This is a genomic window from Nostoc sp. UIC 10890 (assembly GCF_054786515.1).
Genome location: NZ_JBSGKF010000001.1, coordinates 6,190,528 through 6,211,364, shown reverse-complemented (window position 1 = coordinate 6,211,364; position 20,837 = coordinate 6,190,528). Strand labels below are relative to the sequence as shown.

The following is a 20,837-nucleotide window of genomic DNA, read 5'->3' as shown; positions in this document are numbered from 1 at the left end:
TAGACCAATACGGTTGGGTTAAGAGTTATTGGTGTAGGTAATTGGTCTTTGAAGACGCGATAAATCGCGTCTCTACATGAGGGTTTTGTTGCTCATTCTGAACTGTATTGGACCATAGTCGAGTCATTTCAAACAATTGCTGGGCATTACTTCCTAAAAAAGCATCAAAAAGTACCTGCTTTCCAGATTCCACTTCTACTAAATAGCGTTGGGCAATTTCATAATAGGCGTAAGTCCAAGGAATCTGAATTTCTGCACCATTATCATCATCTAACACTGTCACCATTGACCTTACTGCTTGAGTTGCAGTTTGCCGCAAACCACAAGTAACATTTCCCTCTATCTCTGCTTTCATTGGTACACCCAGGTTAGCTAAAGCACTGGCGGTAGTATCTATGTCTGGATATTCTGGAGTATTCTGTCCGTTGACGTAGCCTGTAAAGTGGTTGACAGCATATCCGTGCAGCAATACCCAAGCCCCATACTGAGTAACCTGATTCACCTCTTCGATAACAGAACGTTGGGGAGGTTGCCAAGGGCGGATGAAAACTTGCTGAAGTCGTTTGGCGATGGTTTCAATGTTCCCATCTTTTTTGAGAAGATTCAGGGGTGAGGTGAGTTCCTTTGGGATTGAAGATACTGTTTTAGAGATGAGTTGGGCAATATTAGTAGGTAATTCATCGACAATCAACTCACTGATAAACAGTTTGGGCAAGTTAAATTCCTCTTGCTGTGGATGATGATAATGACGGGCGTACAGATGGGTTTGAGCAAAAGTATATTCTCCAGCCGCCACGTAACCCAAGGCTTCTGCAAGTTGCCCAAGGTAGTCAATTCCCAAGTTAACTTGACCTTGTGAACTATCTACTAATAAACGCAAAGACCGAAAGGCGATGTGGTCGTTGGCGACAGTCCCACCCGCAGCAGTAATCATTTGCTGGTAGGTACGGGCATGATTTACCCTGGCGCTGTATTCTTGCCAAAGTAATTTCCATAAATCAAGGGCTATTTTATTTGTCATTTGTCATTTGTCATTTGGTATTTGGTATTTGGTATTTGTCATTTGGTATTTGTCATTTGTTATTTGTTATTTGTTATTTGTCATTTGTCATTAAGCACTGGTTATTTCTCCCTTGTTCTCCCTAATATTTTAAGAACTTAAAATCTCGCTGATAATCTGAAGGGCAATTTGAATTTGGTCGCTGTCGATAATTAGAGGGGGACAGAAACGAATTGCTGCTTTACCGCAACCTAGTAATAATAAACCTCGTAAAAAAGCTTCTTGGATAATGCGATCGCGCAATTTATGATCGAGATTACCCTGTTCATCCAATAAATCTACCGCTACCATCAAACCTTTACCTCGTGGCGGCGATACTCTGGGACATTTTTGATGCAACTCGGTAAGACTAGCTTGTAATAATTCTCCCATCTGGGTAGCGTTAGTCATCAAACCACTTTCTAGCAGTCGCAGTGTGGCAATACCAGCAGCACAAGCTACGGGATTACCGCCAAATGTGGTGGCGTGAGAACCGGGAGGCCAAGTCATTAACTCTGGTCTGGCAAGTATCGCTCCTAATGGCATACCACTGGCGATACCTTTAGCAGTGGTAATGATATCAGGCATCACACCCCAATGCTCGATCGCAAATAGGCGACCAGTCCGCCCCATCCCTGCTTGCACTTCATCCACTACCATCAGAATACTGTGGCGATCGCAAATCTCCCGAATCCGTTGCAAAAAACCATCTTCCGGTACGATATACCCGCCCTCTCCCTGAATTGGCTCAACTACGATCGCCGCGACTTCTTGCGGTGGTAAAATCGTAGTAAATAGCTGTTGTTCCAGGTAATCTAAGCTAGCGTGAGTGCCGTAGGGGATGTGAGTAACCCCAGGAACTAGAGGCCCAAAGTTAGCTCGCTGCACTGCTTTGGAACCAGTGAGAGACATTGCTCCATAAGTGCGTCCGTGAAATGCACCTAAGAATGCCACGATTAGCGATCGCTTGGTGTAATATCTAGCTAGTTTAATCGCTCCTTCGTTGGATTCTGCCCCGGAATTGGTGAAAAATACTTTTGCAGGGAATGCACTCTTACTCTGTGACTGGGGAAAGGGAGCGCGGATTGCCAATTGTTCCGCTAGTTCCACCATCGGCTCATAATAAAAATCTGTCCCTGACATGTGCAGCAGACGCGCCGACTGTTCTTGAATTGCCTTCACCACTTCCGGATGGGCGTGTCCGGTGGCGGTAACGGCAATACCTGCGGTCATATCCAGAAATACATTGCCATCCACATCTTCCACCATACAGCCCTGACCGCGAGATACAACTAACGGGTAATCGCGGGTATAAGAAGGGGAAGTTACCGCGCGATCGCGTTGTACAATTGCTTGAGCGCGAGGCCCAGGTAAAGAAGTTATTAAATGGGGTATACGAGGTAAATTTAAGTTAATAGGTATACTTAACATTATTTTTTCTATTTTTTTAAAGATTACTGATGATTAAACGCTAAAGGTTGATTGGTTGCAGTAGCATTTGATGCCATTGGTGTAGAAATTACGCATTTACCGAAAAAGCTTCATACTAAAGATTTTCGTATTTTGTAAGACTTTGCCCGTTTTTATAACACAACTTTTGCGATCGCGTCATATTATATTTTTTGAAGCAAGCATAAGAGCTTCACTATTAGATGTCAGGCTGCAAGCTACAGAACATTTACGGAAGAAAGTGTATTAAATCCACAGAGAATTACTTTATGCAAAAATTAATAAAAGTCTCTGAGATAATTAACCAATGACTTGGGTATCTGGACAAAAGTTACACCGCGATCAGTAGGAAATTAAACAAGATTTAAGACAGGGTAACTTTGCTATCACTTAACTTGCAGAGGATCGGCATGGCAAGAATGTTGTAATTAAAACATTGGATTCCAATTTACTTAATCCATTAAGTGACGAAGACCGCGATCGCTTTCTCAAGGTAGACGAGGTTTAGGCTAGACTTACGCAAAAGTTAGCTTTTAAGTCGCATTAGCTGCTTTTGCAACTCCAATAGTTGGTTTTCAAGTCACATTAGCTGCTTTTGCGACTCCAATAGTTAGTTTTCAAGTCGCATTGCGGGTTCTAGCTTTTCGTTACCTGTCACTGTTTAAATAGGCAAGGCACTAAGGCGCACGCTTGGCAAACACAAAAAGCCGAAATCAATATTTCAACATTAGATAATATATAAATGTAATAACAAAATCATACCCAGTTTTTCAACCTTGTAAACACAGGGCCAATAATGACTACTAAGGAACAAATTAATCAAGAACTAGAAAAATTACCTGAACCCTTATTACAGGAAATTTTAGATTTTGTGCGATTTTTGCAAGCCAAACATCAAACAAACAGCATATCTTCAGATAGCCAATCTGCTCAGATGCTTACAACAGAGCATACCTTAACAGGTTCTACTGCTGAAGATTTATTAGAATTTGTGGGCAGTTGGGAAGGTTCAGATATTAGAGAATGCCTGCAACTAGTTCATGACAGTCGGATACCTCTAGAATTTTAATTATGTATCTCTTGGATACTAATCACTGTTCCTTCTTGATGGAAGGTGTGCCTAGCGTTGTAAATCACTTGCGATCGCTTGGTCAGGTACAATTAGCAACCAGTGTTATTGTTGCTGGTGAGTTGCACTTTATGGCACAAAACTCACATCAAAAAGCTGCTAATTTAATAAAAATTAATGCATTTCTCAAACGAATTAACCTATACGGGATCGATAAAGAAACAACAGAAATCTACGGCAATACTGCTCGGTTAAGGATTTTTAACTCGGAATTTGGTTTAGGGAAAAGGTTAAAGGGTAAAGGTTAAAGGTTTTTTCTTTCCCCTTTCCCCCGCCCCTTATCCCCAGAGGGGGCCCCACCTTCCCCTTTTCCCCTTAACCGACAAGTATTGAAATCTACGGTGACTTTAAATCAGAAATTATCAAACAATTCGGCCCAAAAGAAAAAAATAAACGTAAAACAACCAAACTAAATACCATAGGCATTAGTGAAAATGACCTCTGGATAGCTGCTACAGTTTTACGTCATTCATTGACTCTTGTTTCATCTGATAGCGACTTTGAGCGAATGCGACAAGTAAGAGAAATTTCTTGGGAAAGTTGGGTGTAAATTAAACAGGGTAAAAAAACAGCTAATTTACACCTACTCAATTAATTCAAAAACTTCTCCACACATCTCACAAATATTTCCACACCCATTCCCAACGCCGTACTTGTAGAAAATATTCCCCATTTCCCATTCCCTATTCCCACTACCGGAACCACCAACTTCCCCTATTGTTGTAAAACTGAAACCGTCCAAAGCCAAGAAATTGACCATGAGATTTTTCACCCACAGGAAATGCTGTGACACCCAATAAGTAGACACCAGAAAAGCTGGGATTACTCACAGGGCGGAGGGCGATTGTAATTGTCTGTCCCGGAATCACAGGTGGGTCAAAGTTTACAATAACCGTGCGTGTCTTGCGCTCGTTTGTGACTGAACCTAGTTGCAGTTGGGTTTCTTTGCGATTGCGTGTTCCGACAAATGCGCGGGTATCATTAAGGTCATAGCGGATATTTTCTGCTCCCTCTTTCTGAGTAATCGTTACCTTTTGGAGGGATTCTCCAGCATTCTCCGGCACATTGATGGTGAAATAGTAAGTTGCGCCCCAAACGTTCACATCTTTGTAAGTAGTTGTCGCATCAACAAGTTTCGGCGGTTGGACAAAATAGACTATGCCATCTCTAAGTTGCACAGCTTGAGTCACCGGAACCGAAACTGCTCCAATGCCTATTGCTAACGAGAGTGTTATCTTAAACAAAGTTGCAACGCGCATCATTTAGATATAAAAAACGCACTCATTCCAATTCTAGTTCTTTAGGAATAAGTGACTTGGGAATAATAGAAGCTTGTTTTTCCCCAAGCGAAGATTTTGTGTACCACCAAGCCCAAGCAATTAAAACAGCTTGGAAGGGAAGTCTAACTACGTGTACCCAAGGTGAGTTTGGTATATGTTCTAGCTGAATATGATTAACCGCCATGTTGATATTGGCTGGGAAAACCGCAATAAAAAGAGCAATAAGTCCCCAAGCAGCAGCTTGACTTACAGGCGGAACTAATAACCCAATACCACCCAAAATTTCATAAAAGCCACTGAGATAAACTAATCCTAAAGGATAAGGAAGTTGCGGTGGCATAATTTTGACGTATGGTTCTGGAATCACAAAATGTGTCACTCCAACCACAATGATGGATATGGCAAGGACAACACGTAAGATTTCTTTATACTTCTTCATAGCTTTTGCCTCATTGTATTAGGAATCTGGTTTGATTCGGAGAACTTAATTGTGTAGGGAGGGAACCGCGTAGTTTTGGCTCTTTGGGATCTAAGGCAAGACTGATTACGGAGTCATTATCTAGACAAGCTGACGCTGGTTTTAAATTTACCAAATGCTGGCGATAGCTGCGCCAACGACAACGCGCTATCTTGAAAAATGAACTTTCAAGTATGCGAAACTGATGAAAGGCAAGCAAGTTTTACTCACAGGCGGTACTGGTGGACTAGGTTTAGGTGTGATACCAGTGATTCTCGCTCAAGGTGCAGAGGTGACAATTCCTTATCGGAATATCAAAGATGTTGAACGCCTCAAGGGCATTCTTTCACCTACTGATTTTGCCAGACTTTCCTTTGTCCCCTCTAATCTAGAGGAAGAAGCTTCGGTAGAAAATCTCATCAACCACATAGGACGGGTGGATGTGTTAATTCATTTGGTGGGTGGCTTTTCAATGGGGAAAACCCATGAATATAGTTTTTCCAGTTGGAAACACGAATTAGATATCAACTTGAATACTACTTTCTTGACTTGCAAATATAGCCTGAAAAAAATGTTGGAACACGGTTATGGACGTATTGTCACAGTAGGTTCTAAAGCAGCTGTGGAGCCTGCTGGGCAATTTGCAGCATATTCCGCTGCTAAAGCTGGTGTGGTAGCTTTGACACAAGCGATCGCAGATGAAACTAAAGGTACTAATATCACCGCTAATGTCGTCCTTCCCAGCGTCATTGATACTCCCAACAACCGTAAAGCAATGGGTGCAGAAAATGCTGACAAATGGGTTAAACCTGAATCTTTAGCGCAAATAATTTGCTTTTTAGGTTCAGAAGCAGCTAAAGATATTCGAGGTGCAGCAATTCCTGTCTACGGCAATATTTAGGGCTTGCTGAAAAAGTCTGATGGCTGGGGTAGGCAATAGGGAATAGGCAACAGGCAATAGTTTCATCCTGATTTTTGGTGTTTTTTTGTGACCTAATCCATGAGAAATGCAAGATTTTTCAGCCTGATACCCCAATTTACTTGCACCTGTTTCTACAAAAATAGCCCCAAAGCATTGAGAAATCAACGTTTTATCATTATTCAGCAGACCCTATCTTAGATAGAAAATGTTACCGACAGGCTTGTTTTAAAGCAAAAGTTAGCAAGGCAAAGAGAAGATGACAACTTATTTGTTGATTGGAAAAAAGGGATGAAAGGGGAGTGGGAAGTGGTGCATATTAAAATTCCCTACTCCCTACTCCCTATTCCCCTAATGAGAATTTGGAATCAGCCGACCACAGGGATAAGTCGCTGTTTGCTGTGAAGCACTTTCAGCAACTGCTGCTGGAACTTGATCTGATGGTTGAGTTTTGGCTGCTAGATAGTCTTTTTGCAGTTTCGCTAAAATGGCTTCTCGCCTGTCGTAGACACGCTTCAGGGGACGAGGTTGGCATTTATTTAACACATACGCTGTCACCAGTGGTAGAGCGATCGTGCTATCGGTATAACAAACGATTGTGTTAGGTAACTCATCTGGGTCAATTTTACCCCAACTGACAGCTTCCGATGGGGTTGCTCCAGATAAACCGCCTGTATCTGGACGCGCATCGGTGAATTGTATAAAGTAATCGTGTCCTCGTTCTTCTAATCCTAAGACCTCATGAAGTTGCGGTTGAGTTTGTAGCAAAAAGTTCTTAGGGCTACCGCCACCGAGAATTACAGCCGCACTTTTACCTCCTGATTCACGGGCATTATATGCGATCGCTGCTGTCTCATTCACGTCAATTGATGGATCGATCACCAACTGCGAACCTTCCAATGCTAAAGCCGCCACGTTCATCCCAATGGAACTATCTCCTGGAGAAGACGTATAAATAGGCACGCCATATTCATAAGCTGTAGCTAACAAGCAAGAATTCTGCACACCCAATTGCTTTTCTACTTCTCGGACATATTTACCTAGTAAATGGTGAAACTCAGCCGTTCCCATCCGCTTCTGAAACGCTTCTCCTTGCAGAATTTTGCGGATGAACGCATCAGTTTCTAGCAGCACATCGTAACCAAAGATAATGTCATAAATGCGGATCGTGCCTTCTTGACGCAGTTTCACATCATCCAAAAACGGATTACCAGCAAAGAGTTCAAAACCCAATCCGTAGTGCATATCGTGGTAAAGATTTGCACCAGTACTAATCATCCAGTCAATAAAGCCGTTGCGAATTAAGGGTGCAAGTGCTGAAACCCCGAATCCAGCTGGCGTCATCGCACCGGAAAGACTAACTCCCACCGTGACGCCTTCCGTTAGCACATCACGACTCAGTAGTTGGCAGATTTCCCGCAACCGCGCTGAGTTGTAAGCGGTGAAGTATTGATCAATCAAATCCACCACATTGATATCATTTGATATAGGTGTGGGTGCGATTTTTTGACCCAGATGTTTAGACATTTTGGCACTCCCGAACAGTAAACACGCCCGAATCTAATGTTATCTAGCTTTCAGCCAAAGTGACAGCAATACTTTTTGATCACTAACTTGAAAAAGCAAGTGGGGAGTATGAGAATAAACCTTTTTCAGCCCTTTTGGGATTTTTCTATAACTAGCTATTTCACAGGCACATTAGTCACATTGCTGCGAAATTGCACCATAGCTTCACTAGCACCAAAATGTTCTGCAATTTGAGGTAATAGCATCTTGCGTTGTGTCGCCCACAGTAGACCACGTTTGGGAATTTGAAGGCATCCCCATAGTAGTTCGCCAAGTGAACTTGGCGGGGTAAAGGGTAAGGGGGAAGGGGGAAAGGGTTTAAATCTCTTACCCTTTTCCCTTTCCCCTTTCCCCAGTCCTCACAAGCGCATTTTTGGGTTGGCAGACTACTAGATAAGTTGCTTCATCTTCGTTGTTTTGTTTACGTTTTGGTATTCCAGTGACAGGATCAAAGCTTACAGACTTATGATTCAGCAAGACATGAGCTATTTCATGCATCAAATTTGATTCACGCCGTGTAGGTGCATGACGTGGGTTGTATACAATCCAGAGTGGGCGATCGCTTATAATCGCTCCTGACCACTCATCGCTAGCAAGTAGCAGTGTTACTTGCTCTGGCTCTAAATTTGGAACCTGATCGGGTGTAAAAAGTCTTGCTCGTAACTTGGTTGCAAGAATATCTGCGGGTAAAGGTTCAAACGATCGCACTCGAAGTAAGCTTCGTTGTTCAGTTGCGATCGCTTCACAGCGTTGCCTAAATTCCGGCGATAGACTTTGAATTAATGGCATATATTTAGGGATCTTGCTTCAATTCGCCATTATTTTGAGACAGATCGCGATACGCTGCTTTGACTAAGGATGCTAGAGCATTAGCGATCGCTGGATCAAGATTTTTGTCAGCGCGTAGTTGAATAGCGATCGCTTCAGGCGTATCCAGTTGCTCCTCGTCTGAGGTTTTAAACAACTCCGCAGGCGGCACTTCTAGCCAGTTACAAAGTGCCAGAAAAGTTTCCATATCCGGCATTTTGCCACTCTCTACTCGTGAAAGAGTAGATGGACTAACATTACCAATCTCCGCCGATGTTTCCCGTAGTCCTCTGCTGCCCCGTTTTTTGCGGACTAGGCTTGCTAACCTTTCTATATCTAGTTGACACTTTTGAAGCAGAAATACCAACAGATTATGTAGACTAAAAACACGACTTTCCTTGACCACCGGACTACACCAATTCTTTAAGTTCAGGAGACTAGAGATGGCGTTATTTCTCCCACTTCCCTGAATAATTACGACTTTTTATCATTATTAATAGCGATGAAGGTCTTGATTAATTAGCAAACTGCTGCTGTTTTAAAGGTATGATAATGACAAATGTTGTACCCTGATATGGAGATGAAATACATTCAAGGGTTCCATAATGATTTTTAGTCACAATTTGATAACTAATTGACATACCCATTCCTGTACCTTTACCAATTGGTTTTGTAGTAAAGAAGGGGTCAAAAATACGTTGTTTTATTTTTTCTGGTATACCTAGACCATTGTCGGAAATCTTAATTGCAATCTGATTGTGATTAATTATTTCTGTGCGAATCTTAATCACGCTAGGAAATTGTCGGATTTGCTGTTGAGTGTGTTGCTCATATCGTTCTTCTAAGGCATCAATAGCATTAGTTAAAATATTCATGAACACTTGATTGAGTTGACCTGCATAACACTCAATTAGAGGTAAATTTCCATATTCCTTAACAATTTCAATCCCTAGACAATTAGGTTTTGTTTTGAGGCGATTTTCTAAAATTAATAATGTACTATCAATTCCTTCATGAATATCAACTGCTTTATATTCAGCTTCATCTAGGCGAGAAAAATTTCGTAGAGAAAGGACAATTTGCCGAATACGCTCTGCTCCTATTTTCATTGAAGATAGAAGCTTCAGTAAATCTGTCATCAAAAAATCTAGGTCGATAGCCGCAATTTGTGATTGAATAACAGGCACAGGATAAGGATAGTATTCTTGATATAAGTTAATCAAATTTAGTAAGTTTTGAATGTAATCATGAGCAGGTGCAATATTGCCATAAATGAAGTTAACTGGATTATTGATTTCGTGAGCAACACCCGCTACTAGTTGTCCCAAAGAAGACATTTTTTCACTTTGGAGCATTTGGGTCTGAGTGCGTTGTAATTCAAAGAGTGCTAACTCTAGTTGTTGAGTTTGTTGTCTGAGCTGCATTTCTGATTGTCGTAGTGCTTCTTCGGCAATTTTGCGATTGTCTGATTCAATTACCAGTCGCACGAAGTCAGTAATTGAGCCAATAAAACTTTCTTCTTCTAGTGTCCACTGACGCTGAGTTGCCAAATGTTCACAACAAACTACACCAATCACCTGCCCTTTAGACCAAATCCTGGCATCAAGCATCGAAGTAATTCCCAGTGGGGTCGTATAAGTTGCAGAAAACTCCCAAGTACGAGGATCATTATGAACATCAGAAACTGCAATTACTTGTTCTTCCTTTAAAGCTTGAAAATACCTGGGGAAGTCGCAGAAAGATAATTCAAAACCATGACTGTGACAATTATTCTCACGTTTATATAAATCAATACATTGAATCCCTAGACCTTTTTCTGTGTATAACCAAACACTTACACGTTCGACATCAAGACCTAAACTAGCCACTTCCGTTACATATTGGATGGCAATTTGAAAATCGTCATGTTGTAGTTTTTCACTTTGCACAAGTTGCTGTAGAGCATTGCTATGTCTGCGAAAGCGTTTCTCTGTTTCTTGGCGTTCATGAATTTCCTGTTCCAACTTATTCACTGTCTGACATAGTAAAGCGGTTTCAATTTTATTTTTGGAACCAACAAACCGAATTGAACCCACTAAAAATGAATTACCAACTTCATCAGAAAATAAGCTTTTTTTCGTAGAAATTATCTGAGTTTCACCTTGGTAATCTGTGATTAATTGCTCATGTTCATCACTCAAGCCTGTGGTGAATATTTGTTCATCTCTCTCCCAAAAAAGATCGGCTTCTGTTTTGCAGAAGAAATCATAATCGGATTTACCAATTAGTTCTGCACGTTCATATCCCATGAACTGGCACAAGGCATCATTGACAAACATCCAACTGTGTTGCCTGTCTTTGACAAATATCGGATCTGTAATGCTGTTAAAAAGACTCCACAGAAAAGCCTGAGAAGATTGTTGCGGAACAATGTCGAAAAATACCATCTTGCTTAATCCTGCAAGGTACTGACTTTCTTCTAAGCTACTCATCCCAAATCAGGGATGAGTAGCTCAGAAGATTGCCTAAGTTCTTCCTTAGTATGCCCAAAATGCCATTTAACTACACTACTAGTCTGCCCCGCCAAAATTGATTGCTGGATAGGACAATACGCTTGGGTTAAGGGCGGCTGGCAAAAATTTTGGGTTTTCGAGACGCGATAAATCGCCGTCTCTACAAGTGTTTTGGTCTTATCTGAACTGTATTGTCCTATAGGACTCATATTTGATTTCTGAAAAAACTCAGTACAACTAAGAAGCCTTCTTTCCTATTGCCTATTGCCTATTGCCTGCCTATCGCGCTTGCGCTGCGCGAACGCGCACCACGCAAATCAGTTCAGAAATCAAAGCGGATTCCTATATCTTACTCAATAATGAAATGACTAGCGTTTAAATTTGATGCCATAATTCCAGTTAACAAAGCAAAATTAACGTTACCAGAAGTAACCTTAATCAAGGTATCATTGCCGCTTTGAGTAATAGACAAACCTGAGTAGGTTAAACCACCTGATAAAGAAATCAAATCTTCATTAATGTTGAAATCTTTGATTGTATCTCTACCTTCACCTTTGACAATTACAAAGATATCATTACCTGCACCACCTGTGAGATTATCAGTACCAAAACCGCCATAAATGCGATCGTTTCCTAGCCCGCCAACAATCACATCATTACTAGCAAAACCAAAAATAAGATCGTCTGAGCTAGTTCCCTGCAACGGGTTATCAATATTAGATGTACCAGTGATAATGCTATTAATTTGGTTGCCACTTTTAATGTTAACGACATCAATATCATCAGGATTGATAATGTTGTTATATTTGGTATCACTACTAACTGCTTTGGCAGTAATAATTTGGTAAATAGTGTTGTCATCTGCAACACCATCATCAACACCTGTAACCGTGATGATTTGGGGCGTATTCCAGTTAGCTGCGGTAAAGGTAACGCTAGAGACTGAAACAGTACCTTCATTCACATTGGAACTACTAAAACTTAAGGTGACATCAGCAGTGGGTTGGGTATCAAGTTGAATACTGAAGTTAGCTGTGCCACCAGTTTCGGTAGTTACAAGTGCAGTGGCAGGAGAGATAGTAATACCCGCTTTGTCGTCGTCAGTAATCGTACCAATACCTTGGTTATCAGCAATGGTGGCATTGGTGGGGTTTGTGAGATTGATGAAAAAGCGCTCACTGGATTCGGCAATAAAATCATCGAGAATCGGCACTGTGATTGTTTGAGTGGTAACTCCAGGGTTGAAAGTGAGGGTTCCTGTGAGTGGGGTGTAATCAATGCCAGCGATCGCAGTATCATTACTAGTGTTGTAATCAACTGTGATTATGTCAATGCTGGCATTGGAGAGTTTGACGCTAAAAACAAGACTCCCACTGTCTTCACTATCGCTTTTATTTGCAACGAAGGAGATAGCGGGCGGGGCGTCATCGTTAACTATGGTAACTGTAGCTGGGTCGGTAACAGGAGTTAACTGGTTCGGGTGACTCAGCGTCAGATTAATGGTTTCATTAACTTCAGTGACCTTTTCACCCAGAACATTAAATGTAATAGCCTTTGTTGTTTCCCCAGCAGCAAAGATTACAACTCCAGATACAGCACTTGTTACACCTGCAACCTTAATGGTGTTGTAATCACTGCCAAAAGTTGCCGTGCCATCCAAGGCATAATTTATGGTACTGGCAACGGCAGTATTGCCACTGCGAGTCACTGTGAAAGTAACAGTTTGGCTACCACTATTACCTTCAGTTACAGTTGGTGCAGTAGTTGAAATGGCGTAATTAAGATTTGCAGGAGGAACAAAATTAGTGCCTCCAATGTGATTTAATGGTTGACTAGCAAAGTTTCCAGGTGAAGTGTTAGTAGCATTACCTAATGAAAAATTTGGCGCTGTGCCAGCGATCAAACTTGCTACCCAATCCGAGGCTGTTGAACCTGTAGTGTCACCTGAACGTCCTACATATCCAGTAATAAATGAGGTGTCAACAACTGCGGCATTCGTTGGAACTGAACCGACAGAACCTTTTCTAAATACAATCGAGCCGTATGCTTTGTCTGTAGTTCCCCCATCTAAAACCGAAACTGAATCCAGCACAGTCCAATTTGAGTAAGTAGCACCATCAGCAATACCATTGTTATCCGAGTCAATATCATTGCTAAGGTTTGGTGCAGTAGTAGTTTGAATCAAAAAGAAATTAACAGACCCATTTTCGGTGTCATTTGCATTCGCCTGACCAATGTGACCGAGTGAACTTGAGGCCCCACTTCCCCATCCGGCTCCAGTTCCAGTATTAGTTACTACATTTGCATTGGGGTTAACTGCATAACTATTGCCTTTTTGCAAAAGAACTAGCAACCCATTGCTACCAAACTGCTTACCAGACAAATCAAAAATATCTTGAACATTGCCAGGGTTAGTAGCGGAATCACCCTCAATTCCAACGAAATAAGTTCCAGGTGCTAGAATTGCACCGGGAGTACCACGCAGTTCGATATATTCTTTCGAGGTATCTGTACTTAGAGGATCAAACAGAATTTCGTTGATAAGTATCGGTTGGGGGGGAACAGGTTCATAAGTTTCATCCTCAGCGTTTACCAGCGAAACGTTTTTAGATTCGCTGTTTGCCACTGCCAAGTCAGATTTACCATCCTTGTTGAAATCGCCTACTGTAACAGAATAGGGTTTTGTCCCCACGACAAAGTTCGTGGCAATTCCAAACCCACCATTGCCATCTCCCAGCAGCACTGAAACCGTGTCTGAGCCTGCATTTGCCACTGCTAGGTCAGAGTTACCGTCATTATCAAAGTCAATCACTGTAACGGATGCGGGATTTAACCCCACATCAAAGTTAGTAGCAATTCCAAAGCTGCCAGCGCCATTACCTAACAATATTGAGACATTATTAGAGTCATAATTCGCCACCGCCAGATCCAATTTGTTGTCTTTATTGAAATCGCCGACAACAACAGAATTAGGATTTGTTCCCACATCAAATTGAGTGGCTGAGTTAAAAGTGCCATCACCGTTACCCAAAAGAATCGAGACGTTGTTGAAGTAAGAACTCGTCACAGCTAGGTCAGATTTTCCATCCCCGTTGAAGTCGCTTACTGTGACGAAACTAGAACGGCTAGGAACTTTAAAGTTTTTAGCAGTTCCAAAGCCGCCTGCACCATTTCCCAACAACACTGAAATATTTTGGGAGGCGTTGTTTACCGTTACTATGTCAGATTTTCCATCTTTGTTGAAGTCACCCACTGCAATAGATATGGGTGCCGAAGCTGACTCCAAAGCAAAATTCACAGCAGTTTGAAAGCTACCATCGCCCTTGCCAAGCAACAGCGAAATGTTATTTGAGATACTGTTTGCCGTTACCAAATCCAATTTCCCATCTTTGTTGAAGTCGGCTACAGCAACAGAAGAAGGACTTAAGCCATTGAACCCCACCGTACTAAAGTTGCTAGCAGACTTAAAAGTGCCATCACCATTTCCCAAAAGTACCGAAACGGTTTGAGAGGACTTGTTTGCCGTTACCAAATCTGTTTTTCCATCTTTGTCAAAGTCGCCAACAACTATGGAATAAGGTCTTAATCCTACATCATAAGTATTATGTATAATAGAGACAGTAGCAATTTCAGCATTAATACTGTAAGCACTTGTACCTCCACCAACGCCGGGATCTACATTAGTAGTGCCGCTAATGTTGCCATCTGAGGTATCCCAAGCGCGAAAAGCGAATTCTGCTGTGCCCTTGTAGCCAAGGTTGGGGACAAAACGAATTTTTGCTGTATCTCTGAGCAATGTCGCAGAAGTATCGGACACAGCGAAATTAATCCAGTTGCCGCCGTCATTTATGGAGTATTGCCAAGTACCGTTGGTATTATCTACACCAATGACAGCAATTCCTTCTACTGCACCTGTGTCAGGATCGGTAATGGGGTTGCCACCTGCACCTCTAGAAAGGATCACGGAAATTAAAGTGCCGGAGTTATTGGTATCCGTTACGTTTTGGGCAATGGCAGCCAGTGTGGGATTACCGGTGTTGTTCAGTGTGGGTGCTGTGTTGGAGGCTAAAATTGAGCTGTAAGCCTTGGTTACTTCCGGTGTCAAGGCTAAATCTGACTCAATGGAGCCAATCTTCACTTCTAAATCCCAGTCACCCCCCAACTCGGCATTACCTGTGATGTCATCAGAGGCAGCCACATCTGCGCCTGTGATTTGGCTCAAAAGCTGCACAAAAACTCGATCAAAAGATGCCACGTTGCAACCGTAAAGCAGAATGTCGGCATCCTCAGTTAAATAATTTCTCCACTGCTGCAATTGATTGGTGTAGGAGTTCAAATTGTTGACATTGAGTAAGGTTGCCCCTAATTGCAAACTTCCGCCACTGCCGTGGGAGATAATTTGAACTGATTGGTATTTGCCACCCTGCAAAGCTTGAGTGATTTGTTCTACCCCATCCCTAGCGGAGTCAAGGATTACTACACTAGTGCCTGGTTGGATGCCAGCAATCAAGCTTTCGTAGTTGATAACTGCTTGATCAATAAAAATAATATTTTGATTTGACATTTGTAATTCCTCAGTAAAATTAATTTGCGTTTTAGAAGTTTTATTTTCTGACAGTTGCACTCTGATTGTTAGATCAGCCTTGAAAATACGGAGTAGGGAGTAGATATCAGTCATACAGCGCTGAATATCCGCTTCCATAGCTAAACTGAATCGGTAGTTATAACGTTTGTTTTGAGATCAAAAAGTAATATGATAAGTAAGTACAAAATTACGCTAAAAATACTATATTTTCTACTGTATTATTACTGCGATCGCTCAAATATCTTGAAAATTAAATTTTAGTGTTTATTTATCAACTTAAATACTTTTAATTTGCATATCTAAATTAATCAATGTCTTGTCGGCTAAACTTTCTAGCAGTAAAATCCCTAGAGTTAAAATTTTTAAAATTTAATGATGTAATTTTATTAATATAAAAATTTGATAAAGCCAATTGAGATAAATCAATTGGCTAAGTTGCTCTATTAGAGTGTTACTGTACTAGTAAGTAATGAAGTTGCTAGCGTTTAAACTTGATGCCGTAATTCCATTTAACAGAGCAAGACTTTCGTTATTGGCAGTAACCTTAATTAAGGTATCGTTGCCGCTTTGAGTAATAGACAAACCTGAGTAGAGTAAACCACCTGATAAAGCAATCAAATCTTCACTAATGTTGAAGTCTTTGATAGTATCTCTACCTTCGCCTTTAGCAAGGACAAAGATATCATTACCTGCCCCTCCTGTAAGATTATCAGCACCCAAACCGCCGTAAAGTTGATCGTTTCCTTCTCCACCAACAATTACATCATTACCAGCAAAGCCAAAAATCAGATCGTCTGAGCTAGTTCCCTGCAACTGGTTATCAGCTTTGGACGTACCAGTGATAATACTATTAACTTGGTTGCCACTTTTAATGTTAACGACATCAATATCGATAGGGTTGAGATTGTTATAATTGGCATCACTACTAACTGTTGCGCTAGTAATGATTTGGTAAGCAATGTTGTCATCTGCAACACCATCATCAATACCTGTAACGGTGATGATTTGGGGCGTATTCCAGTTAGCTGCGGTAAATGTAACGCTAGAAACTGAAACAGTACCTTCACTCACCTTGGAACTACTCAAATTGAAGGTGACATCAGCAGTGGGTTGGGTATTGAGTTGGATACTGAAACTAGCTGTATCACCAGCTTCGGTAGTTATGAGTCCATTGGTGGCAGAGATGCTAAAACCTGCCGTATCGTCGTTAGTAATCTTACCAAGAGCTTGGTTATCGCTAATACTGGCATTGGTGGGGTTGGTGAGATTAACAAAAAACTGCTCAGTTGATTCGTCAATGAAATCGTTGAGAATTGGTATGGTGATTGTTTGAGAGATAACTCCAGGGTTGAAAATGATGGTTCCTGTGAGTGGGGTGTAATCAATGCCAGCGATCGCAGTATCATTACTAGTGTTGTAATCAACTGTGATTACGTCATTGCTGGCATTAGACAGTTTAACGGTAAAAACAAGATTGCCACTATCTTCCTTGCCACTTTTATCTGCGATGGAAATGGTGGGTTGGGTGTCATCATTAACTATAGTGATTGTAGCTGGTGCGATCGCAACTGTTTGGTTAGGGTAACTCAGGTTAAGATTAATGGTTTCGTCAGCCTCAGTAACCTTATCGCCTACAACGTTTAATGTGATAGCCTTTGTTGTTTCCCCGGCGGCGAATTTTATAATCCCAGATGAACTACCTGTGACACCTGCAACTTTAATACTGTTGTAATCACTGCTAAAAGTTGCCGTGCCATTCAGAGCATAATTTACGCTAGTAGCAACGCCAGTATCACCACTACGAGTAACAGTGAAAGTCACCGTTTTGCTACCACTATTACCTTCAGTCACAGTTTGACTAGCAGGTGAAATGGCGTAATTTACATTAGCCGTAGGAGCAAAATTAGTATCCCCAATGTGATTTAACGCTTGACTGGCAAAGCTTCCAGGTGATGTGTTAGCAACAGTACCTAATGTCAAATTCGGCGCTGTGCCAGTAACTACACTTGCTACCCAATCCGAGGCTGCTGAACCTGTGGTATCACCTGAACGCCCTACATATCCTGCTATAAATGAGGTGTTAACAATTGTCGCACCACTTGGAACTGAACCAGCAGAATTTCTTCTAAATACAATCGAGCCGTAGGCTTTATCTGTAGTTCCCCCATCTAAAGCTGAAACTGAATCTAGCACAGTCCAATTTGAGTACACAGTACCATCAGCAATACCATCGTTATTTGAGTCAATATCATTGCTTAAGGTAGGTGCAATATTAGTTTGAATCAGAAAAAAGCTAACAGACCCACTTTCTATATCGGTTGTTCCACCAGTGTGACCGATTGAACTTGAGGTTCCGTTCCCCCATCCGGCTCCACTTCCAGTATTAGTTATTACATTTGCACCAGGCTTGGCTACATAAGTACTGCCTTTTTGCAGAAGAACCAGCAACCCATTAGTACCAAACTGCTTACCAGACAAATCAAAAATATCTTGAACATTACCAGGATTAGTACCAGAATCACCCTCAATGCCAACTAAATAAGTTCCAGCTGCTAGAGTCGCAGCGAAAGTGCCACGCAGTTCGATATATTCTTTCGGGTTATCTGTACTTGGGGGGTCAAACAGAATTTCGTTGATGAGTGTCGGTTTAGAGAAATCATCATTAATGATGTCTACTTGAACTGAACTGGTGGTAATTGTGGAACTTGCTGGCGCAGTTGTGAGATTAGGATTACTTAGAGTAACAATAATGTTTTCATCAAGTTCAACTGTATAGTCACCCAAAACATCGAGTGTAATTGTCTTTGTTGTTTCCCCAACTCCAAAGTTTAAAGTCCCCGATGAAGCAGTTCCTCCATTTGTAACTTGAATATTGTTATAGTCACTCTCTAAAATTGCTGTACCACTCAAGGCATAATCTACCGTACTCGCCACGCCAATACCACCACTGCGGGTGATGGTAAAGGTAGCAGATTGAGTACCGCTATTACCTTCAGTTAAAGGTGGGGTGGTGGTGGAAATTGCGTATTCAATGGAATCGTTAGCAGCAATATTCAGAGTAGTTTCAGTGATTGTCCCTGGAATAGCCCCCGTCAGTGTGCCGAAATTGAGTACAACCGTTTCGGCATTTTCAGGTAAATCGTCTGGTTGAATGCTAAAAGTTACTAGTTGGGTTAAATTTGAACCTGCTGCCCCAGCACTAAAAGTAAGACTAGCGGGTGAAAATGTGTAATCGTTGCCACTAGTAGCGGTGCTACTGTTGTTGATGACAATGGGAACTGTGACATCAATGTTGGGAATAGCGTCTAAGGTAACGGCAATAGTTACCTCAGTAGCAGTACTACCTTCTGTAGTGTTGTAGGTAGCAGCACCAAAGTCAACTTTTGGGGGTACGGTAGTATTATCTAGCACTGAAACGTTATTGGAGCTTGAGTTAGCCACTACTAAGTCCAAGTCGTTGTCTTTGTCAAAGTCCCCCACTGCTACGGAATTGGGAGTGCTTCCCACGCCAAAATTGCTGGCAGTTCCAAAGCTACCAGCCCCATTGCCCAACAGCACTGAAATGCTGCTGGATAAATAGTTAGTCACAGCTAAATCAGATTTGCTGTCTTTGTCGAAGTCACCCACTATCAAGGAAATGGGATTGTTTCCCACGCTAAAATTGCTGGCAGCCCCAAAGCTACCACTGCCATTACCCAACAGAACTGAAACGTTGTTGGAGCCATAATTAGCTGTGGCTAAGTCAAGGTTACCATCTTTGTTGAAGTCTCCCACTACCACGGAATTGGGAGTGCTTCCCACGCCAAAATTGGTGGCAGCCCCAAAGCTACCATTGCCATTACCCAACAGAACTGAAATGTTGTTGGAGCCATAATTAGCTGTGGCTAAATCAAGGTTACCATCTTTGTTGAAGTCTCCAACTGTCACGGAAATGGGACTGGTTGATGCGTTAAATGTGATAGCAATATCAAAACCACCACTACCATTACCCAATAACACTGAAACTTTGTTAGAGCCAAAGTTAGCTACCACTAAGTCAGAGTTGCCGTCTTTGTTGAAGTCTTCTACTGCCAAATAACGGGGAGAGCTTTCCACGTTAAAGTTGCTGGCAACCCCAAAACTACCACTGCCATTGCCTAAAAGCAGTGAAACGCTGTTGGAGCTAGAGTTAGCTGTGGCTAAATCAAGGTTACCATCTTTGTTGAAATCTCCCACTGTCACGGAATTAGGACTGTTTCCGACGCCAAAGTTGGCAGCAGCCCCAAAACCACCACTGCCATTGCCTAACAGCACTGAAACGTTGTTGGAGTCAAAGTTAGCCACAGCTAAGTCAAGGTTACCATCTTTGTCGAAGTCACCCACTGTCACGGAAGAGGGATTGCTTCCAACGCTAAAGTTGCTGGCAGTTGCAAACGATAAGGGTAAAATTGAGCGGTAAGCTTTTATTGTCTCTGATGTCAAGGCTAAATCTGACTCAATTTCGCCAACCTTCACTTCTAAATCCCAGTCACCCCCCAATTCGGAATTCCCTGTGATGTCATCAGAAGCAGCCACATCTGCACCTGTGATTTCACTCAACTGTTGCACAAAAGTTTGATCAAAAGATGCCACGTTGCAACCATAAAGCAGAATGTCGGCATCTTCAGTTAAATAATTTCTCCATTGTTGCAACTGATTCGTATAGGAGTTCAAGTTGTTGGTATTGAGTTGGTTTGAACCTAGTTGCAAACTTCCGCTACTGCCGTGGGAGATAATTTGAACTGATTGGTATTTGCCACCCTGCAAAGCTTGAGTAATTTGTTCTACTCCATCTTGATTTGAGTCAAGGATTACTACGCTAGTATCTGGTTGGATGCCAGCAATCAAGCTTTCATAGTTGATAACTGCTTGATCGATAAAGACAATATTTTGATTTGGCATTTGTAATTCCTCAATAAAATTGTTTTGGTATTTAGAAGTTGTTTATTCTTGGATTTACACGATGATTTTTGTTAGTAAGTAAAATTTAGCAATTCAAAGATTATGAATAAATGAAAACAGCACTAAACAGGAAGCAAATGCTGAAACATACGCTTCCATACCTCAATTCAATCGGTAATTGGAACCTCTTTTTA

General features: G+C 41.6%; 15 protein-coding genes. 4 read left to right on the top strand and 11 right to left on the bottom strand.

Going from position 1 to position 20,837, the window contains the following annotated elements; genetic code table 11:
* Window positions 1-25: 25 nt before the first annotated feature.
* A complete protein-coding gene (locus tag ACWATR_RS25720; protein WP_460338616.1) occupies window positions 26-1,021 on the bottom strand; it encodes a 2-oxoadipate dioxygenase/decarboxylase family protein in 996 nt (331 codons plus the stop codon).
* Between the two features lie 129 nt (window positions 1,022-1,150).
* Window positions 1,151-2,470, bottom strand: a complete 1,320-nt coding sequence (locus tag ACWATR_RS25715) for an acetyl ornithine aminotransferase family protein (protein ID WP_460338614.1) — start codon at window positions 2,468-2,470, stop codon at window positions 1,151-1,153.
* A gap of 814 nt (window positions 2,471-3,284) precedes the next feature.
* On the opposite strand from ACWATR_RS25715, the gene ACWATR_RS25710 reads away from it, so the two are divergent.
* The 3 genes from ACWATR_RS25710 (at window position 3,285) to ACWATR_RS25700 (ending at window position 4,167) form a co-directional block, all read left to right on the top strand.
* Window positions 3,285-3,557, top strand: a complete 273-nt coding sequence (locus ACWATR_RS25710; protein ID WP_460338612.1) for a DUF2281 domain-containing protein — start codon at window positions 3,285-3,287, stop codon at window positions 3,555-3,557.
* A gap of 2 nt (window positions 3,558-3,559) precedes the next feature.
* Window positions 3,560-3,865 carry a type II toxin-antitoxin system VapC family toxin gene (locus ACWATR_RS25705; protein ID WP_460338610.1) on the top strand — a complete coding sequence of 102 codons (306 nt, stop codon included), beginning with the start codon at window positions 3,560-3,562 and terminating at the stop codon, window positions 3,863-3,865.
* An 80-nt stretch (window positions 3,866-3,945) separates the two neighbouring features.
* Entirely contained in the window at window positions 3,946-4,167 is a 222-nt protein-coding gene (locus ACWATR_RS25700; RefSeq protein ID WP_460340674.1) for a PIN domain-containing protein, read from the top strand.
* Window positions 4,168-4,309: 142 nt separating this feature from the next.
* Here the strand turns inward: ACWATR_RS25700 and ACWATR_RS25695 are convergent, their stop codons facing one another.
* Together ACWATR_RS25695 and ACWATR_RS25690 are read right to left on the bottom strand one after the other, a co-directional pair.
* Window positions 4,310-4,876 (bottom strand): DUF2808 domain-containing protein, encoded by a 567-nt coding sequence (locus ACWATR_RS25695; RefSeq protein WP_460340670.1) that lies wholly within the window; start codon window positions 4,874-4,876, stop codon window positions 4,310-4,312.
* 22 nt (window positions 4,877-4,898) lie between these two features.
* The gene (locus tag ACWATR_RS25690) at window positions 4,899-5,336 is read right to left on the bottom strand and encodes a DoxX family protein (RefSeq protein ID WP_460338608.1); all 438 of its coding nucleotides are present in this window, start codon (window positions 5,334-5,336) and stop codon (window positions 4,899-4,901) included.
* Window positions 5,337-5,559: 223 nt separating this feature from the next.
* On the opposite strand from ACWATR_RS25690, the gene fabG reads away from it, so the two are divergent.
* Window positions 5,560-6,255: a 3-oxoacyl-ACP reductase FabG gene (fabG, locus tag ACWATR_RS25685; protein ID WP_460338606.1), complete on the top strand. Its 696-nt coding sequence runs from the start codon at window positions 5,560-5,562 to the stop codon at window positions 6,253-6,255.
* A 369-nt stretch (window positions 6,256-6,624) separates the two neighbouring features.
* Here the strand turns inward: fabG and ACWATR_RS25680 are convergent, their stop codons facing one another.
* From ACWATR_RS25680 to ACWATR_RS25650, 7 genes are all read right to left on the bottom strand, one after another.
* Entirely contained in the window at window positions 6,625-7,800 is a 1,176-nt protein-coding gene (locus tag ACWATR_RS25680) for a homospermidine biosynthesis protein (RefSeq protein WP_460338604.1), read from the bottom strand.
* A gap of 366 nt (window positions 7,801-8,166) precedes the next feature.
* A complete protein-coding gene (locus tag ACWATR_RS25675) occupies window positions 8,167-8,628 on the bottom strand; it encodes an ImmA/IrrE family metallo-endopeptidase (RefSeq protein WP_460338602.1) in 462 nt (153 codons plus the stop codon).
* A 4-nt stretch (window positions 8,629-8,632) separates the two neighbouring features.
* On the bottom strand, window positions 8,633-9,052 hold the full coding sequence (locus ACWATR_RS25670; RefSeq protein ID WP_460338600.1) for a helix-turn-helix domain-containing protein: 420 nt from the start codon (window positions 9,050-9,052) through the stop codon (window positions 8,633-8,635).
* 109 nt (window positions 9,053-9,161) lie between these two features.
* Window positions 9,162-11,072, bottom strand: coding sequence for an ATP-binding protein (locus ACWATR_RS25665; protein ID WP_460338598.1), 1,911 nt, complete (start codon window positions 11,070-11,072; stop codon window positions 9,162-9,164).
* A gap of 41 nt (window positions 11,073-11,113) precedes the next feature.
* Window positions 11,114-11,347 carry a hypothetical protein gene (locus ACWATR_RS25660; protein WP_460338596.1) on the bottom strand — a complete coding sequence of 78 codons (234 nt, stop codon included), beginning with the start codon at window positions 11,345-11,347 and terminating at the stop codon, window positions 11,114-11,116.
* Between the two features lie 140 nt (window positions 11,348-11,487).
* Window positions 11,488-15,702: an FG-GAP-like repeat-containing protein gene (locus tag ACWATR_RS25655; RefSeq protein WP_460338594.1), complete on the bottom strand. Its 4,215-nt coding sequence runs from the start codon at window positions 15,700-15,702 to the stop codon at window positions 11,488-11,490.
* 480 nt (window positions 15,703-16,182) lie between these two features.
* Window positions 16,183-20,643, bottom strand: a complete 4,461-nt coding sequence (locus tag ACWATR_RS25650) for a DUF4347 domain-containing protein (protein WP_460338592.1) — start codon at window positions 20,641-20,643, stop codon at window positions 16,183-16,185.
* Window positions 20,644-20,837 lie beyond the last annotated feature (194 nt).

What these genes read in the sequence shown, in the direction of transcription:
- ACWATR_RS25720 (WP_460338616.1), bottom strand. Translation starts at nt 1,021, where the DNA reads ATGACAAATAAAATAGCCCTTGATTTATGGAAATTACTTTGGCAAGAA.
- ACWATR_RS25715 (WP_460338614.1), bottom strand. Translation starts at nt 2,470, where the DNA reads ATGTTAAGTATACCTATTAACTTAAATTTACCTCGTATACCCCATTTA.
- ACWATR_RS25710 (WP_460338612.1), top strand. Translation starts at nt 3,285, where the DNA reads ATGACTACTAAGGAACAAATTAATCAAGAACTAGAAAAATTACCTGAA.
- ACWATR_RS25705 (WP_460338610.1), top strand. Translation starts at nt 3,560, where the DNA reads ATGTATCTCTTGGATACTAATCACTGTTCCTTCTTGATGGAAGGTGTG.
- ACWATR_RS25695 (WP_460340670.1), bottom strand. Translation starts at nt 4,876, where the DNA reads ATGCGCGTTGCAACTTTGTTTAAGATAACACTCTCGTTAGCAATAGGC.
- ACWATR_RS25690 (WP_460338608.1), bottom strand. Translation starts at nt 5,336, where the DNA reads ATGAAGAAGTATAAAGAAATCTTACGTGTTGTCCTTGCCATATCCATC.
- fabG (WP_460338606.1), top strand. Translation starts at nt 5,560, where the DNA reads ATGAAAGGCAAGCAAGTTTTACTCACAGGCGGTACTGGTGGACTAGGT.
- ACWATR_RS25680 (WP_460338604.1), bottom strand. Translation starts at nt 7,800, where the DNA reads ATGTCTAAACATCTGGGTCAAAAAATCGCACCCACACCTATATCAAAT.
- ACWATR_RS25675 (WP_460338602.1), bottom strand. Translation starts at nt 8,628, where the DNA reads ATGCCATTAATTCAAAGTCTATCGCCGGAATTTAGGCAACGCTGTGAA.
- ACWATR_RS25665 (WP_460338598.1), bottom strand. Translation starts at nt 11,072, where the DNA reads ATGGTATTTTTCGACATTGTTCCGCAACAATCTTCTCAGGCTTTTCTG.
- ACWATR_RS25660 (WP_460338596.1), bottom strand. Translation starts at nt 11,347, where the DNA reads ATGAGTCCTATAGGACAATACAGTTCAGATAAGACCAAAACACTTGTA.
- ACWATR_RS25655 (WP_460338594.1), bottom strand. Translation starts at nt 15,702, where the DNA reads ATGTCAAATCAAAATATTATTTTTATTGATCAAGCAGTTATCAACTAC.
- ACWATR_RS25650 (WP_460338592.1), bottom strand. Translation starts at nt 20,643, where the DNA reads ATGCCAAATCAAAATATTGTCTTTATCGATCAAGCAGTTATCAACTAT.